Origin of the sequence: Sphingomonas sp. KR3-1 (genome assembly GCF_040049295.1) — a bacterium.
Taxonomy (GTDB): Bacteria; Pseudomonadota; Alphaproteobacteria; order Sphingomonadales; family Sphingomonadaceae; genus Sphingomonas.
Genome location: NZ_JBDZDQ010000001.1, coordinates 2,215,665 through 2,230,260 on the forward strand (window position 1 = coordinate 2,215,665; position 14,596 = coordinate 2,230,260).

Here is a 14,596-nt window from a genome sequence, read left to right on the forward strand (position 1 = left end):
CGCGCTCCCCTCAGTCCTCGAGCGGCCCGAAGCCGCCCAGGCCGCGCAGATATTGGGCCTTGATCGTGATCTGTCCACCACCCGGGCCGACATTGACCAGCGCCTGGCGCACCTTGGGCCGGCTGCGGCCGAGCTTCTGGTTGCTCGGGAAGCCGGCGCCGTCCTCCCAGAAGTTGAACTTGTTCTTGCCGTCGCGGTCATGCGTGAACAGCACCGCCCAGGTGCCGGGGCTGGGTGCGCGGATGCACAGGCGCACCGGGCCGGAGGCGGGCACGGTCGCCCAGATCCGGCGGAACGGCTTGTTCTCGCGCTTGAGCGAGGTGTCGTCGCGCAGGAAGTCCTGCTCGTTGGGCGGATAGAGTTCGAGCTTCAGCCGGCCGATCCGGTCCTTGAGCCCGGTGACGTTGACATAGAGCGACACGCCGGCGCGGGTGGCGCAATTGCCGTCGACGGGATCCTGCTGGGCGGCGGCGGGGTTCGCCACGAAGGCGAGCGCGGCGGCGGTGCCGATGATGAGCGGACGGATCATGGCTGCTTGTTCCTCGTGAGCAGGGCCTGGACGCTGAAGACCCCAATCAGCGCGACGTGGGTGAGAAGAGTGAGGCCGGCGATCAGCGCCATCAGCTCGGACATCGCCGAGCCCTGGCCGATCACCACCCCGGTGATCGCGGCGAAGGCGGCTTCCTTGCTCGGCACCAGCGGCAGGCGCCAGACAAGCAGGCGGCCCGCGGCCATCATCAGCCACACGCCGATCGAGACGCCCGGCATCGCCAGGTGCCAGGCGATCGAGACGAGCAGCGAGCCGGTGACGATGCGGACGCAGTGGACCAGGAACACCCACCACAGCTCGCGCCGCGGCAGCGAGAAGACGCGCTTCGAGAAGATCAGGAACGGCACCGACATCAGCACCAGCACGCCGACCGAGCCGATCACCGCCAGCTTGTAGTGCGGCGGCACCAGCCCGAGATAGAGCGGCAGGCCGACGAGCATCATGATCAGCGTGATCGCGTTGCCGGCGATCGCCGAGAGGATCATCACGTCCTTCACCGCGCCGAACGGAGCGGCGACCATCTGGGTGCGCTGGCGCGCCCAGGCATAGAAATAGGCCTCGCCCGAATAGCCGAACAGCACTTCGTTCGAGATGCGCTTCTTGTGGAGCGCGGCCAGCCCGGCGAGCGGGATGTGCCACAGGCGCTTGAAGATGACATAGTCGAAGGTCGGCGGGCCGACATAATAGAGCGCGAAGACGATGTAGAAGAGCGGGTTGGTCGGCACGTTGCGGTACAGGCCGGCAAGCCCCGAGCCGAACAGCTCGCGGCCGAGCGCCACGATCATCAGCAGGGTCAGCGCACCGCCGACGATCGCCGGCCAGCGGCGCTTGATCTTCTCGACGGGTTCGAGACCCGCAAGGTCGGGCGCGCCCGGCAGGGGGACGGCTTCGACAACGCTCGTGTTCACCGAAGCCTCCAGACTTGGTTCGTTCACTGATTCAGTTTCCGCGGCCCGGAGATTCGGGCAGATTCAGCACTTTACCTGCGTCTTGCGGCGGTCAGCCCCCCAGATCACGCCAACGCGAAAATGGCTGGTGGCAGCAGAATGCGGTTTATTGCGGGGGCGATTTGGGCTTAAGAGTGGCAATCCGCAAGGCCTATGTTGCACCGCACCCATATCAAAACCGCACAACACATCCTCACCTATGCCCAGCGTCTGCAGGGCGGTGGGGTGGAGCGCGCGATGCTGCGCATGGCCGCCGGATGGCTGGGCGGAGGGCGGCGCGTGACGCTGGTGCTGGGCAGCCGCGAGGGGCCGCTGGCTGCCGAGATCCCAGAGGGGATCGAACTGATCGAGCTCGGCGATGCGCGTTATTCGGCGCTGCTCGGCCTCGCGACGCAGATGCGCGAGGTGCGCCCTGATCTGATCTTCTGCGCGGGCAATCATTATAGCGGCGTGGCGGCGGTGACGCGGTTGCGGCTGGGGAGGAACTGCCCGCCGATCGTTGCCAAGGTCTCCAACGCGCTGGTCCGCCCCGAGCTCTCGCCGGGCGCGGCCTGGCGCTACCGGCGCTGGCTGCGGCTGCATCCGTGGTTCCTCGACCAGGTCGTCGCGATGACGCCGGCGATGGCGGCCGAGGCAGTGGCCGAGATGGGCATGCCGGCCGAGCGGGTCAGCGTGATCGCCAATCCGCCCGCCGCGGCGATCGCCGGCGCGGCGCCGGTGGCGGTGCCCGACGGGCGCTACCTGATCGGCGTCGGCCGGCTCGAGCCGCAGAAGCGCTGGGACCGGCTGCTGGCGGCGCTGCCGCGGCTGGCCGACCCGGAGATCAAGCTGCTGCTGCTCGGCGAGGGCAGCGCGCGCGGCGCGCTCGAGGCGCAGGTCGCGGCGCTCGGACTCGGCGCGCGCGTGACGATGCCCGGCCATGCCGGCGATCCGCTGCCGGCATTGCGCGCCGCCGCGGTGGCGGTGCTGACCTCGGACTATGAAGGCGTGCCCGGCGTGCTGCGCGAGGCGCTGTCGGTAGGGACGCCGGTGGTCTCGACCGAATCGAGCGTGGCGGTGCGCGAGATCGTCCACGCCCCCGAACTGGGGACGGTGATCGGCCGCGAGGATGCCGACGGGCTGGTCGCCGCGCTCGACCAGTGGCTGGCACCGGACGCGGTGCGGCCCGCGCCGGTGGCGGCGGCGGGCGATCCGATCGCGGAATATCTCGCGCTGTTCGACCGGGTGGTCAGTACCCATCGCCAATAGCCGGATGACGATCTAGAGCCGCAACCTCGCCCCCAGCCACAGCGTCCGCGGCATCGCGCGCTCGATCACGCCGGGGCCGCTGACTCCTGCCTGCACTTCGGCATCGAAGATATTCTCCGCCCGGGCCTGCAGCGCCAGGCCGCGGGTGATCGGCAGCGCAGCGGTGGCGTCGAGCGTGAAGGCGCCCTTCAAGGTCCGCATATTCTGGTCGTCCTCGAATTGCGGCCCGGCATAGCGCGCGGTGAGCGAGGCGCCGGCATCGGCGTGCGCCCAGCCGAGCGTCGCGCTGGCCTGGTGCCTGGCGGTCTGGGCCGGGCGCAGGCCGTCGAGCGACGCGGCCGCGCCCGACGCGGAGACGCGCGAATCGGTAAAGGCGTAGGACGCAGCGAGGCTGAGGTCGCCCGCGGTCCAACGGCTGTCGAACTCGACACCCTTGGCGGTCACCGCGTCGATATTCTGGCGCTGGCGATAGAATCCCGCCGCCGAGACCACGCCGACGCCGGGGAAGGTGCCCGGCCCCTGTGCGATCGTGACGTTGACGATCGCATCGGTCAGCCGGTTCCAATAGCCGGTGGCGCGAAAGGTGAGGCTCGGGGTTGGGCGCCAGTCCGCGCCGATCTCGGCGCCGCTCAATCGCTCGGGATCGAGCGCGGCGTTGGCGGCGGTGGCGTCGGCGCCGACGCGGAAGGGACGGTAGAGCTCGTTGAGCGTCGGCAGGCGCCAGCCGCGATAGGCCGCGGTGCGCAGCGTCACCGTGCCAAGCCGGTAGGCGGCGCCGGCGCGGCCGGTGGCTTCCCAGCCGTGGCGGTCGGGGAAGCGGCTGTCGGTCAGCGTCGCGCCACCGGCGAGCGGGGCCTCGAGCAGCGCGCCGTTGGTGATGTCCCAATGGTCGAGCCGGCCGCCGGCACTGAGCGTCAGCGGGCCGCTCTCGTAGCTGGCATCGGCGAACCCGCCGAGCGTCAGGCTCTCGCCGCCGGCGACGCGGCGGCGGGTCGGGGCGCCGGCGACATAGGTGAACAGCTCCTCGGTGCGGCCTGAGACGCGGCGCAGGTCGCTGCCCAGGCGCAGCGTAACGCCGCCGCCGATGGGCGGCGCGATCTCGAGCCGCGCGCCGATGCCGGTGGCGGGCACGGCGTACTGGTTGAGCGTCGGGGTGACGGTGGTGCGCGTATCGTTGATGCTGGCGAAGCCCGAGGCGAAGCCGCGCGTCTGCAGATAGGCGAGCGCCGACCAGCCCCAGGCGCTGCGGCCGACCAGGCGCAGGCTCGCATCGGCGCCTTCGCTCTTCACCCGGGTGAAGTCGACGCCGCGGTCGCGGTGATCGGTGAAGGCGGAGAGATTGGCCTGGAGCTCGGTGTTGCCGCCGAGATCGGTGACGGCGCGCAGCGCGACGGCGGCCTGTTCGTAGGGCGCGGGGCGATCGACGGGGCCGCGGTCGCCCGCGACGATCGGGGTGAAGCCGTCTCCGCGCGCATATTGGCCGGCCAGGGTGACGAAGCCGCGGCCGAGAGTGGCGGCGCCGACGCCGGACAGGTCGACGCTGTCGCGGCTGCCATAGAGCGCGTCGAGGGCGAGGCTGCCGAGCTGCGCCGGGCTGCCGCTCTCCAGCTCGATCGTGCCGGCGAGCGCGCCCGGCCCGGCATAGCCGCTGCCGCCGCCGCGAGTGATCCGGGCTCCGGCGAGGCGGGCGGGGAGATAGGCGGGGAAGGCGACCCAGCCGCCGAACGGATCGGCCTGGGGCACGCCGTCGAGCAGCAGCAGCGCGCGGCTCGAGGCATTGCCGCCGAGCCCGCGCAGCGTGATCCCCTGCGAGGTGGGATGGGCCGAGCGCGAATCGGAGCGGCGGAACTGGGCGAGCCCGGCTGCATCGCGCAGCGCGTCTTCCAGCCGGCCGCTGGCGGTGCCGGCAATGCGGTCGCGGTCGATCGTCACCACGTCATAGGCCGCATCTCCGGGCGGTGCCTCGAGCCCGCGGCCGGTGACGACGATCTCGTTGGGGTCGCGCTGGCCGTCCTGATCCTGCGCGAAGGCGGGAAGAGGAAGCAGGATGGCGGCCGCCCAAATAAGGCCCCTCCCCTTCAGCGGAGGGGTTTGGGGTGGGGCGAGAGTCTCACCAAGACCGAAGCTCGCGGACAGCCCCCACCCCAACCCCTCCCCTGAAGGGGAGGGGCTTAGAAGGGGCAGCCTCACTTGGGCGCCACGGCGTCTGGATGGGCGGCGGCGAAGGCGGGCAGCGCGGTGCAGGCGGCGTCGATCGCGACCAGCCGCGGATAGGCGTCGAGCGGGGTGTCGAAACGGCGGGCGTTGTACATCTGGGGCACCAGGAAGAGGTCTGCGATGCCGGGGGCATCGCCGCCGAGGAAGGGAGCATCCCCGGCCATCGCCTCCAACGCGGCAAAGCCTTCCGCGATCCAGTGGTGCGTCCAGTCGTTCCGCCCGGCCTCGTCGACGCCCATGTCCTTGAGGCGGCGCATCACGCGCAGGTTGTTGAGCGGATGGATGTCCGCTGCGACGACCAGCGCGCGGGCGATCGCGGCGGCGCGGGCGTGCGCGTCGGTCGGGATCAGCCGCGGCTCGGGATAGCGCGAATCGAGCCATTCGACGATCGCGAGGCTCTGGGTAAGCACTCCCTCGCCGGTGTCGAGCGCGGGCACCAGGCCCTGCGGGTTGCGGGCGAGATGCTCTGGCGAGCGCTGCTGGTTCTCGAGCAGCATCACGTCGCGCCGTTCATAGGCGAGGCCCTTCAGGTTGAGCGCGATGCGCACCCGATAGGCGGCCGAGGAGCGGAAATAGTCGTAGAGGATCATGGCTGGGCGCCGGGCGGCATCTCGACGGGGACGATGTCGACATCCTCGTGGGTCTTGCGGTGGCGGATGCGCCAGCTCAGCCGCGGGCTCGGCTCGGTGGAGGCACGGGCGGCGCGCTCGGCCTCGCTCTCCAGCGCGACCTTGATCATCGCCACGATCGGATCGGCAAGCGCCAGCCCGAGCACGCCGAACAGCGTGGAGGCGAGGATCTGCGAGGAGAGCGTGAGCGCTGGCGGCATGTCCACCGTCCGCCTCGCGACCATCGGGATCACGACATAGCCGTCGAAATTCTGCACGGCGAAATAGATGATGATCGCCCAGATGCCGGTGTCGTTGCCCGCGCTGAAGCCGACGGTGACCATCATCACGCCCGAGATGAAGGCGCCGATATTGGGGATGAAGGCGAGCACGCCGGTGATGATGCCCAGTAGCAGCGCCATCGGCACGCCGACCAGCCACAGGAAGAAGGCGGTGACCACGCCTTCGAAGAGCATGCCGAACAGGCGGCCGGCGAGCAGGCGGCGCATCGTCGTCGCCATCCGGCCGATGGTGACGGCGAACTGGTCGCGCGCATCGCGCGGGATCATCCATTGCAGCCCGCGCTCGTAGATGCGCGGCTCGAGCGCCACGAACAGCCCGATGATGACGATCATCAGCAGCGACGAGACCGCGCCGAACACCGATCCCACCGCAGAGGTGAGCTTGCCGACGCTGCCCACTGCCTGCTGGACGAGCCCGGCCAGGTCCGATCGGCCGGGCATCAGCCCGAGATCGGAGACCCATTGCGCGACCTTGTTGGCCTGGACCTCGAGCGTGGTGCGCAGCTGCTCGGCCTGGGCGGAGATCTGCACGCCGGTCAGGTAGAAGATGCCGCCGAAGAAGGCGATCACCAGCAGAATGACTATGACGATCCGGATCGTCCGCGGGATCGGCAGGATCCGCCCGAGCAGGCGCGCGCCGCCATCGAGCATCGAGGCGAAGACGAGCCCGCCGAAGATGATCAGCAGCGGCTGGATCAGCAGGACGACGAGCGCCACCGCGATCGCCATGCCGAACCAGACGCTCGCCTTTTTCAGCTCGGCGCGCACCACGGGATCGCGCAGCTCGTTGGGGCCGGGCTCCTGGACGACATGGACATTGTCGGAGGCGAGCGGATCGCTCATTGGCTGTCCCGTGCTGGATGGAGCGAGGTGCCGGCGCGGCCGGGGCGGAAGGAGCGCGGCCAGGTCAGCGGGTTCCAGCTCGCGCTGCCGTCGAGGCTGAAGGTGATGAACTCGGCGCGCCCGCCGATATTCTCCCAGGGCACCGGGCCGCCGAGCCCGTTCTGGCTGAGCGGGAAGCGGCTGTCGGCCGAATTGTCGCGATTGTCGCCCATCAGGAACACGCGGTCCCTGGGCACGCGGATCTCGGGATAATTGTCGCCGCGCCCGGGGCGGAAGCCGAGGTCGATCGTATCGTAGGAGCGGCCGTTGGGCAGCGTCTCGCGGAAGATCGGCAGGCGGCAATATTGCTTGCCGTCGCGGGTGACGAGCGCATCGGGATAATGGTCGGCGTCGCAGCGGGTATTGGCGTCGACCGGGATGTAGCGGTCCTCCATCGCGCGGCGCGGGATCGCCTTGCCGTTCAGATAGACGATGCCGCCGCGCACGCCGATCGTATCGCCGGGCAGGCCGATCACGCGCTTGATATAGTCGGTGTTGGTGCCCGGCGGGGTGACGATTACCACGTCGCCGCGCTCGGGCAGGCGGCCAAGGATGCGGCCCTGCAGATGCGGCAGCACGTGGAAGGTGGGCGTGACCCAGCTATAGCCATAGGGATATTTGGTGACGACCAGCCGATCGCCGACCTGCAGCCCGGGCAGCATCGATTCGCTGGGGATGAAGAAGGGCTTGGCGATCAGGCTGTGGAAGCCGAGCACCGCGACCACGAGCCACAGGATGCCGCGCGCCTCCGCCCACCAGTCGGTGCGCGGGCGGTCCGTCGACTCCTCGTAGGTTTCGTGTCCGAGTGCCAACTCGTCCGCCGCCATCAATCTTCCTTCACCGCCTCGATCATCACCATGGCGAACGCCCAGGGAAGATCGTCCGTCAGCGTCAGATGCACCTTCGCGACGTGACCCGCGGGGGTGATGGCGTCAAGCCTCGCCTTCGCGCCGCCGGTGAGTGCCAGAGTAGGTGCCCCGGACGGCGCATTGACGACGCCGATGTCCTTCATGAACACGCCGCGCCTGAACCCGGTTCCCACCGCCTTGGAGAAGGCTTCCTTGGCGGCGAAGCGCTTGGCGAGCGTGGCGGCATAATTGTGCGGGCGGCGCCGGGCCTTGGCGAGCTCGAGATCGGTGAACACGCGCTGCTCGAAGCGTGTCCCGAAACGGTCCAGCGAGTTCTGGATCCGATCGATATTGCAGAGGTCGGAGCCGAGGCCGAGGATCATGACAAAGATCCTCCCCGGCACGGGGAGGGGGACCATTCGCGCGGCGAATGGTGGAGGGGGGGCGCCGCGTGCGAAGCCGAGGTGAAGAGCCCCCTCCACCACCAGCTACGCTGGCGGTCCCCCTCCCCGTGCCGGGGAGGATCGAACGCGCCCATCACCGTGCCGCGTCCATCAGCGCGCGCATGCGCTGGATCACTGGGGCGAGGCCGTCGAAGATCGCCTCGCCGATCAGGAAATGGCCGATGTTCAACTCCATGATCTGCGGGATCGCCGCGATCGGAATGACATTGTCGAAGGTCAGGCCATGCCCGGCATGCGGCTCGAGCCCGGCCTTCACCGCCAGCGCGGCGGCGTCGGCGATGCGGCGCAGCTCGGCCTCGCGTTCGCCCTCGGCCAGCTCGCAATAGCGCCCGGTGTGGAGCTCGACGACGGGCGCGCCGAGGCGCAGCGCCGCGTCGATCTGGCGCGCGTCGGGCTCGATGAACAGCGACACGCGGCTGCCATTGGCGCGCAGCTGCTCGACCATCGGCGCGAGGTGGTTATGCAGCCCGGCGGCGTCGAGCCCGCCCTCGGTGGTGCGCTCCTCGCGCTTCTCGGGGACGATGCACACCGCGTGCGGGCGGTGCCGGAGCGCGATCGCCAGCATTTCCTGCGTCGCCGCCATCTCGAGGTTGAGCGGGACGGTCAATTGGTCGACCAGCCGGGCGATGTCGTCGTCGGTGATGTGGCGGCGATCCTCGCGCAGATGCGCGGTGATGCCGTCGGCACCCGCCTCGACTGCGCGCAGCGCGGCGCGCACCGGATCGGGATAGCCCGAGCCGCGCGCGTTGCGCACGGTGGCGACGTGATCGATGTTGACCCCGAGGCGGAGCTTGCCGGTCACCTTTGGCGCCTCCTTATGCCGTGATCGCCCGGCTGCCCGGCTTGATCGCGGGGATCGCGGCGAGCTCGGGGGGCAGCTGGTCGGCCGGATAGGCGGGCACGTCCATCTTGAGCAGCGAGACGAGCGGCACGCCGACGTCCGCCGTGCCGTTCGAGCGATCGACGATGCAGGCCGCGCCGAGCAGGTTGCCCGGATGCTTGCGGATCGCGGCGATGCATTCGCGCGACGAAAGCCCGGTGGTGACGATGTCCTCGACCATCACGATGCGGGCGCCTTCGGGGATCTCGAAGCCGCGGCGCAGCTGGAATTCGCCCTCCTCGCGCTCGACGAACACGGCCTTGCAGCCGAGCGCGCGCGCCGTTTCATAACCCGGAATGATCCCGCCGATTGCCGGCGACACCACCATGTCGACCTCCCCGAACGACTCGCGGATCAGCTTTCCTAGTGCACTGCACACACGCTCGGTGCGGGCAGGGTCCTCAAAGATTCGCATCTTTTGCAGGAAGATAGGAGAGCGCAGGCCCGAAGAGAGAATAAAATGGCCTTCGAGCAACGCACCTGCAGCACGAAACTCATCCAGAACTGCGTTGCCTTCCAATGCTCGCTCCAATCATCGCCGGGACTTGGATTTCCCTTAGGACCAGCTCCCAGCCGCCGCAACGGGCGATCAAAAAGGGTTGAGAATGGATGCACGGCTCGTATACGCCAGTTGCACTGGGGGTAATCCTTTCCCAGCCCGGGGCTCTTGCGGAACAGGGTGAAGATAGACGATGCGCATGCTTGGGTTGACTTCGATCCTCCTGGCGGCGGGGATGGCGTTCGCCACGCCCGCTTCGGCCCAGGAGCCAGCGAACATTGCGGCGCCTGCCGCCACTAGCGCCGCTCCGGCGCCGGCCGCGACGCCGGCAGTCGCCGATCCCACGCTCGATGCCACGGGCAAGCCGTTGACCAAGGCGGCGCCCGGCATCGGCCAGCCGACCGCCGATGCGTGGTGGCTGCAGCCGCAGGTGACGCCGAATGGGCGCGAGGCGCACAAGTTCCACAACATGATCCTGGTGCCGCTGATCACCGCGATCTCGGTGTTCGTGCTGATCCTGCTGCTCTGGGTGATCTTCCGCTATCGCCGCGCCGCCAATCCGGTGCCGTCCAAGACCAGCCACAACACCGCGATCGAAGTGGTGTGGACGCTGGTGCCGGTGCTGATCCTGGTCGCGATCGCGGTCCCCTCGATCCAGCTGCTCGCCGCGCAGTTCAAGCCGGCGCCCAAGGATGCCATCACGCTGAAGGCGATCGGCAACCAGTGGTTCTGGAGCTACGAATATCCGGACAATGGCGGCATCCAGCTGACCGCCAACATGCTCAAGGAGCAGAGCCAGGTCCCGGCCGGCCAGCGCTACCGCACCGATGCCGACGGCCCGCGCCTGCTCGCGACCGACACGCGCGTCGTGCTGCCGGTCGGCGTGCCGATCCGCCTGATCACCACCGCGCAGGACGTGATCCACAGCTGGGCGGTCCCCGCCTTCTGGATCAAGCTCGACGCGGTGCCGGGCAAGCTCAACGAGACCAGCTTCGTCATCGAGAAGCCGGGCCTCTATTTCGGCCAGTGCTCCGAACTGTGCGGCGCGCGCCACGCCTATATGCCGATCGCGGTGGAAGCCGTGTCGCCGGCCGAGTTCGCCGTGTGGGTGAAGTCGAAGGGCGGCACGATGCCGAGCGCGGCAGCCGCCGCTCCGGCCGCCGCCGAGGGCAACAGCGCTGCGCCGGCCGCCACCAACGACTCCGCGCCGGCCGACGAGGTCGCCGCGATCAACAATGCCGCTGCCGGCAAGAGCACGGGCCACTGAAATGACCGATATCGCCCTCCAAGCGCATGATCACGATCATGCCCATGATCATCACGATGCCGATCACAAGCCGGGCTTCTTCGCCCGCTGGTTCATGTCGACGAACCACAAGGACATCGGCACCCTCTACCTGATCTTCGCGATCGTCGCCGGCATCATCGGCGGCGGCATCTCGGGCCTGATGCGCGCCGAGCTGATGCATCCGGGGATCCAGTATCTGCCGACCTGGCTGGGCATGCTGCACGGCGGCGAGCATAGCTTCGACGACGCGATGCACTTCTGGAACGTGCTGATCACCGCGCACGGCCTGATCATGGTGTTCTTCATGGTCATGCCGGCGATGATCGGCGGCTTCGGCAACTGGTTCGTGCCGATCATGATCGGTGCGCCGGACATGGCGTTCCCGCGGATGAACAACATCTCGTTCTGGCTGCTGATCCCGGCCTTCCTGCTGCTCCTCGCCTCGCCGTTCGTCGGCATCGGCGCGGGCACGGGCTGGACGGTCTATGCCCCGCTCTCCACCTATGGCGAGCCCGGACCGTCGGTCGACATGGCGATCCTGTCGCTCCACTTGGCCGGCGCCAGCTCGATCCTGGGCGCGATCAACTTCATCACCACCATCTTCAACATGCGCGCCCCGGGCATGACCCTGCACAAGATGCCGCTGTTCGTGTGGTCGGTGCTGATCACTGCCTTCCTGCTGCTGCTGGCGCTGCCGGTGCTCGCCGCGGCGATCACCATGCTGCTGACCGACCGCAACTTCGGCACCGCCTTCTACGATCCGCAGTACGGCGGCGATCCGATCCTCTACCAGCACCTGTTCTGGTTCTTCGGTCACCCCGAAGTGTACATCATGATCCTGCCGGGCTTCGGCATCGTCAGCCAGATCATCGCCACGTTCAGCCGCAAGCCGGTGTTCGGCTATCTCGGCATGGCGTACGCGATGGTCGCGATCGGCCTGGTCGGCTTCGTCGTGTGGGCGCACCACATGTTCACCACCGGCATGTCGGTGACGATCAAGATGTACTTCACCGCGGCGACCATGGTGATCGCGGTGCCGACCGGCGTGAAGATCTTCTCGTGGATCGCCACGATGTGGGGCGGCTCGATCAGCTTCAAGACTCCGATGGTCTGGGCGATCGGCTTCATCTTCATGTTCACCGTCGGCGGCGTGACCGGCGTCGTCCTCGCGAACGGTGGCGTCGACGACTATATGCAGGACACCTATTACGTCGTCGCGCACTTCCACTATGTGCTGTCGCTCGGCGCGGTGTTCTCGCTGTTCGCCGGCTTCTACTACTGGTTCCCGAAGATGTCGGGCCGGATGTACAACGAGCTGCTCGGCCAGCTGCACTTCTGGGTGTTCTTCATCGGCGTGAACGTGATGTTCTTCCCGATGCACTTCCTCGGCCTGCAGGGCATGCCGCGCCGCTATCCCGATTATCCCGATGCCTATGCGCATTGGAACATGGTCGCGACCGTGGGCTACATGATCATGGCCTCGTCGATGGCGATCTTCTTCGTCAACGTCATCATGTCGCTGCTCGCCGGCAAGAAGGCTGAGGGCAACCCGTGGGGCGAAGGCGCGACGACGCTGGAATGGACGCTGTCCAGCCCGCCGCCTTTCCACCAGTTCGAGACGCTGCCGGTCATCGAGGACGGGCATCACTGAGCTGGGCCTGACAGGCTGAATAACGAAGCGCCCCGGGAGGAAACTTCCGGGGCGTTTTCGTTTGGGCGGCATGCGGTCCTCAGGCGTTGCGAAAGAGCAGCGCGATCAGCACGGCGGCGGCTGCGAGCATGCCGCCGCCGGTAGCCGCCATCTCCCAGCGCTGCTGATCAAGGCCGACGAAGAGATTGGCCGTGCCCCAGATCAGCAGCGGCAAGGCGAGCGCGCCGATTGCGGCGAGCATGCCGGCGCGCAGCTCCGACAGCATCTGCCAGATCTGGGCGATATCCCTGCGCATCGAATAGCTGGCGAAGCCGCTTCGCCAAATCACCAGGCCAACGATGGAGGCGAAGCCAAACACCGCCGAGACGGCAAGCAGGGTGTAGAAAAACAATTCGCGCATGGGCTGCCTCCCCGAGGACAGAAGCTATCTCGCCCCTGAGCCTGTGGCAAAGCGTCCACTTCCCCCGGCGCGCCCGCGCGACTATAGCCCCTGCACGATCATGAGCACCACCGCAGCCGCCGTAACCCTGCCCGCCGAATGGCGCGATTTCCTGGCGCTGACCAAGCCGCGGGTGATGACGCTCGTCGTCTTCACCGGGCTGTGCGGTATGCTGGCTGCGCCGGTGCCGATCCACCCGGTGCTCGGCTTCACCGCGATCCTGTGCATCGCGCTCGGCGCGGGCGCGGCGGGGGCGCTCAACCAATGGTACGAGGCCGATCTCGACGCCAAGATGAAGCGCACGCAGAAGCGGCCGCTGCCGGCCGGGCGGATGGACAAGCAGTCGGCGCTGCATTTCGGCGTCGGGCTGGCCTGTTTCAGCCTCGCCCTGATGTATTTCGCGATCAACCTGGTCGCGACGCTGATCCTCGCCGCGTCGATCCTGTTCTACGTCTTCGTCTACACGATCTGGCTCAAGCGCCGGACGCCGCAGAACATCGTGATCGGCGGCGCGGCGGGCGCCTTCCCGCCGATGATCGGCTGGGCGGCGGCGACGGGCGACGTGACCACGCTGCCGATCCTGCTGTTCGGGCTGATCTTCCTGTGGACGCCGCCGCATTTCTGGGCGCTCGCGCTGTTCGTGAAGACCGATTACGCCAATGCCGGGGTGCCGATGCTGCCGGTGGTGGCGGGCGAGCGCTCCACCCGCATCCAGATCGGGCTCTACACGCTGCCGATGATCGTCTGCGCCGCCGCGCCCTGGCCGCTCGGGCTGGCGGGGCCGATCTACGGGATTGTCGCCGCAGTGCTCTCCGGCCTGTTCCTCGCCATGGCGGTGCAGGTGGCGATCCGCCGCTCGGAGCCCGACGACAACATGGCGCCCGAGAAGCGGCTGTTCAAATTCTCGATCCTCTATCTCTTCATTGTGTTCGGCGCGCTTGTCGTCGACAGGTGGTTCGCATGACCGATGACTTGATCCAGGCGCCGCCGCCGGCCGCCGACGAAACCGAAGTGATCCGCGCCCGCCAGCGCAGCCGCGCCACCGTGATGGCGGTGCTGCTCGGGCTGTTCGTCGTGCTCGTCTTCGCCATCTCGATCGTGAAGATCCAGCTGGGCCACGGGGGATGATCCGCATCGATCGCAACCTCAGGGTGGCGATCCTCGCCGGCATCGGCGTGTGCTCGATGACCGGGCTCGGCTTCGCCGCCGTGCCGCTCTACCGGATGTTCTGCGAATCGACCGGCCTCAACGGCACCACCGGCCGCGGCACCGGTGCGCCCGGCGCGGTCGGCGAGCGCAAGGTGACGGTGGCGTTCGACACCAATGTCGGCAAGGGCATCCCCTGGAAGTTCCAGCCCGAGCGCCGCGCCGACACGATCGACATCGGCGGGCGCGACATGGCGTTCTTCACCGCCACCAACACTGCCGACCACGAGACCAGCGGCACCGCGACCTTCAACGTCACGCCGGTGTTCGTCGGCAAGTATTTCAAGAAGATCCAGTGCTTCTGCTTCACCGAGCAGACGCTGAAGCCGGGCGAGACGGTGCGCATGCCGGTGATCTTCTATGTCGATCCCGAGATCCTGAAGGATCCCGATGCGCGCGACGTGCAGGAGATCACACTGTCCTACACCTTCTACCCGGCCGAATCGCCGGCGGTGAAGGAGGCGGCGGCCAAGGCGCATTGAAGCCGGAACCACGCGCGCGCGAGGATTGTTGCGGGATGCGATTTCGCACCGTAAAGCTTGCTGCAAAATAGGAGCAGGGAAGTTC

The 14,596-nt window shown here is 68.1% G+C and carries 16 protein-coding genes; 6 read left to right on the forward strand and 10 right to left on the reverse strand.

The window, feature by feature from the left end; genetic code table 11:
- Positions 1–10 precede the first annotated feature (10 nt).
- Together ABLE38_RS10870 and ABLE38_RS10875 are read right to left on the reverse strand one after the other, a co-directional pair.
- Positions 11–529, reverse strand: coding sequence for a DUF2141 domain-containing protein (locus tag ABLE38_RS10870; RefSeq protein ID WP_348974160.1), 519 nt, complete (start codon positions 527–529; stop codon positions 11–13).
- On the reverse strand, positions 526–1,458 hold the full coding sequence (locus ABLE38_RS10875; protein ID WP_348974161.1) for a hypothetical protein: 933 nt from the start codon (positions 1,456–1,458) through the stop codon (positions 526–528). Before ABLE38_RS10875 ends, ABLE38_RS10870 begins: the two co-directional genes overlap by 4 nt.
- 192 nt (positions 1,459–1,650) lie before the next feature.
- On the opposite strand from ABLE38_RS10875, the gene ABLE38_RS10880 reads away from it, so the two are divergent.
- Positions 1,651–2,745: a glycosyltransferase gene (locus ABLE38_RS10880; protein ID WP_348974162.1), complete on the forward strand. Its 1,095-nt coding sequence runs from the start codon at positions 1,651–1,653 to the stop codon at positions 2,743–2,745.
- Between the two features lie 12 nt (positions 2,746–2,757).
- Here the strand turns inward: ABLE38_RS10880 and ABLE38_RS10885 are convergent, their stop codons facing one another.
- The 7 genes from ABLE38_RS10885 to pyrE all read right to left on the reverse strand — a co-directional run bounded on the left by ABLE38_RS10885 (position 2,758) and on the right by pyrE (position 9,466).
- Complete coding sequence (locus tag ABLE38_RS10885; protein ID WP_348974493.1) at positions 2,758–4,794, reverse strand: TonB-dependent receptor; 2,037 nt, start codon at positions 4,792–4,794, stop codon at positions 2,758–2,760.
- 137 nt (positions 4,795–4,931) lie between these two features.
- The gene (maiA, locus tag ABLE38_RS10890; RefSeq protein WP_348974163.1) at positions 4,932–5,552 is read right to left on the reverse strand and encodes a maleylacetoacetate isomerase; all 621 of its coding nucleotides are present in this window, start codon (positions 5,550–5,552) and stop codon (positions 4,932–4,934) included.
- Positions 5,549–6,715, reverse strand: coding sequence for an AI-2E family transporter (locus tag ABLE38_RS10895; RefSeq protein ID WP_348974164.1), 1,167 nt, complete (start codon positions 6,713–6,715; stop codon positions 5,549–5,551). The genes maiA and ABLE38_RS10895 overlap by 4 nt, the downstream gene beginning before the upstream one ends.
- Positions 6,712–7,581, reverse strand: coding sequence for a signal peptidase I (lepB, locus tag ABLE38_RS10900; protein ID WP_348974165.1), 870 nt, complete (start codon positions 7,579–7,581; stop codon positions 6,712–6,714). The genes ABLE38_RS10895 and lepB overlap by 4 nt, the downstream gene beginning before the upstream one ends.
- Complete coding sequence (acpS, locus tag ABLE38_RS10905; RefSeq protein ID WP_348974166.1) at positions 7,581–7,985, reverse strand: holo-ACP synthase; 405 nt, start codon at positions 7,983–7,985, stop codon at positions 7,581–7,583. Before acpS ends, lepB begins: the two co-directional genes overlap by 1 nt.
- A 154-nt stretch (positions 7,986–8,139) precedes the next feature.
- Positions 8,140–8,868 carry a pyridoxine 5'-phosphate synthase gene (locus ABLE38_RS10910; RefSeq protein WP_348974167.1) on the reverse strand — a complete coding sequence of 243 codons (729 nt, stop codon included), beginning with the start codon at positions 8,866–8,868 and terminating at the stop codon, positions 8,140–8,142.
- Between the two features lie 13 nt (positions 8,869–8,881).
- Entirely contained in the window at positions 8,882–9,466 is a 585-nt protein-coding gene (gene pyrE, locus ABLE38_RS10915; protein WP_348974168.1) for an orotate phosphoribosyltransferase, read from the reverse strand.
- 172 nt (positions 9,467–9,638) lie between these two features.
- Between pyrE and coxB the strand changes: the two genes are divergently transcribed.
- Complete coding sequence (gene coxB / locus ABLE38_RS10920; RefSeq protein WP_348974169.1) at positions 9,639–10,712, forward strand: cytochrome c oxidase subunit II; 1,074 nt, start codon at positions 9,639–9,641, stop codon at positions 10,710–10,712.
- Position 10,713: 1 nt separating this feature from the next.
- A complete protein-coding gene (gene ctaD, locus ABLE38_RS10925; RefSeq protein ID WP_348974170.1) occupies positions 10,714–12,384 on the forward strand; it encodes a cytochrome c oxidase subunit I in 1,671 nt (556 codons plus the stop codon).
- 79 nt (positions 12,385–12,463) lie between these two features.
- Here the strand turns inward: ctaD and ABLE38_RS10930 are convergent, their stop codons facing one another.
- Entirely contained in the window at positions 12,464–12,784 is a 321-nt protein-coding gene (locus tag ABLE38_RS10930; RefSeq protein WP_348974171.1) for a hypothetical protein, read from the reverse strand.
- A gap of 100 nt (positions 12,785–12,884) precedes the next feature.
- Between ABLE38_RS10930 and ABLE38_RS10935 the strand changes: the two genes are divergently transcribed.
- The 3 genes from ABLE38_RS10935 to ABLE38_RS10945 are packed head-to-tail and all read left to right on the forward strand — an operon-like array spanning position 12,885 to position 14,511.
- Positions 12,885–13,787 (forward strand): heme o synthase, encoded by a 903-nt coding sequence (locus ABLE38_RS10935; RefSeq protein ID WP_348974172.1) that lies wholly within the window; start codon positions 12,885–12,887, stop codon positions 13,785–13,787.
- Complete coding sequence (locus ABLE38_RS10940; RefSeq protein WP_348974173.1) at positions 13,784–13,951, forward strand: hypothetical protein; 168 nt, start codon at positions 13,784–13,786, stop codon at positions 13,949–13,951. The genes ABLE38_RS10935 and ABLE38_RS10940 overlap by 4 nt, the downstream gene beginning before the upstream one ends.
- The gene (locus ABLE38_RS10945) at positions 13,948–14,511 is read left to right on the forward strand and encodes a cytochrome c oxidase assembly protein (RefSeq protein WP_348974174.1); all 564 of its coding nucleotides are present in this window, start codon (positions 13,948–13,950) and stop codon (positions 14,509–14,511) included. Before ABLE38_RS10940 ends, ABLE38_RS10945 begins: the two co-directional genes overlap by 4 nt.
- The last annotated feature ends 85 nt before the right edge of the window (positions 14,512–14,596 follow it).

Bases quoted from the DNA above. Each gene is read 5' to 3' on its own strand.
- ABLE38_RS10870 (WP_348974160.1), bottom strand. From the start codon at position 529: ATGATCCGTCCGCTCATCATCGGCACCGCCGCCGCGCTCGCCTTCGTG.
- ABLE38_RS10880 (WP_348974162.1), top strand. From the start codon at position 1,651: ATGTTGCACCGCACCCATATCAAAACCGCACAACACATCCTCACCTAT.
- maiA (WP_348974163.1), bottom strand. From the start codon at position 5,552: ATGATCCTCTACGACTATTTCCGCTCCTCGGCCGCCTATCGGGTGCGC.
- ABLE38_RS10895 (WP_348974164.1), bottom strand. From the start codon at position 6,715: ATGAGCGATCCGCTCGCCTCCGACAATGTCCATGTCGTCCAGGAGCCC.
- lepB (WP_348974165.1), bottom strand. From the start codon at position 7,581: ATGGCGGCGGACGAGTTGGCACTCGGACACGAAACCTACGAGGAGTCG.
- acpS (WP_348974166.1), bottom strand. From the start codon at position 7,985: ATGATCCTCGGCCTCGGCTCCGACCTCTGCAATATCGATCGGATCCAG.
- coxB (WP_348974169.1), top strand. From the start codon at position 9,639: ATGCGCATGCTTGGGTTGACTTCGATCCTCCTGGCGGCGGGGATGGCG.
- ctaD (WP_348974170.1), top strand. From the start codon at position 10,714: ATGACCGATATCGCCCTCCAAGCGCATGATCACGATCATGCCCATGAT.
- ABLE38_RS10930 (WP_348974171.1), bottom strand. From the start codon at position 12,784: ATGCGCGAATTGTTTTTCTACACCCTGCTTGCCGTCTCGGCGGTGTTT.
- ABLE38_RS10935 (WP_348974172.1), top strand. From the start codon at position 12,885: ATGAGCACCACCGCAGCCGCCGTAACCCTGCCCGCCGAATGGCGCGAT.
- ABLE38_RS10940 (WP_348974173.1), top strand. From the start codon at position 13,784: ATGACCGATGACTTGATCCAGGCGCCGCCGCCGGCCGCCGACGAAACC.
- ABLE38_RS10945 (WP_348974174.1), top strand. From the start codon at position 13,948: ATGATCCGCATCGATCGCAACCTCAGGGTGGCGATCCTCGCCGGCATC.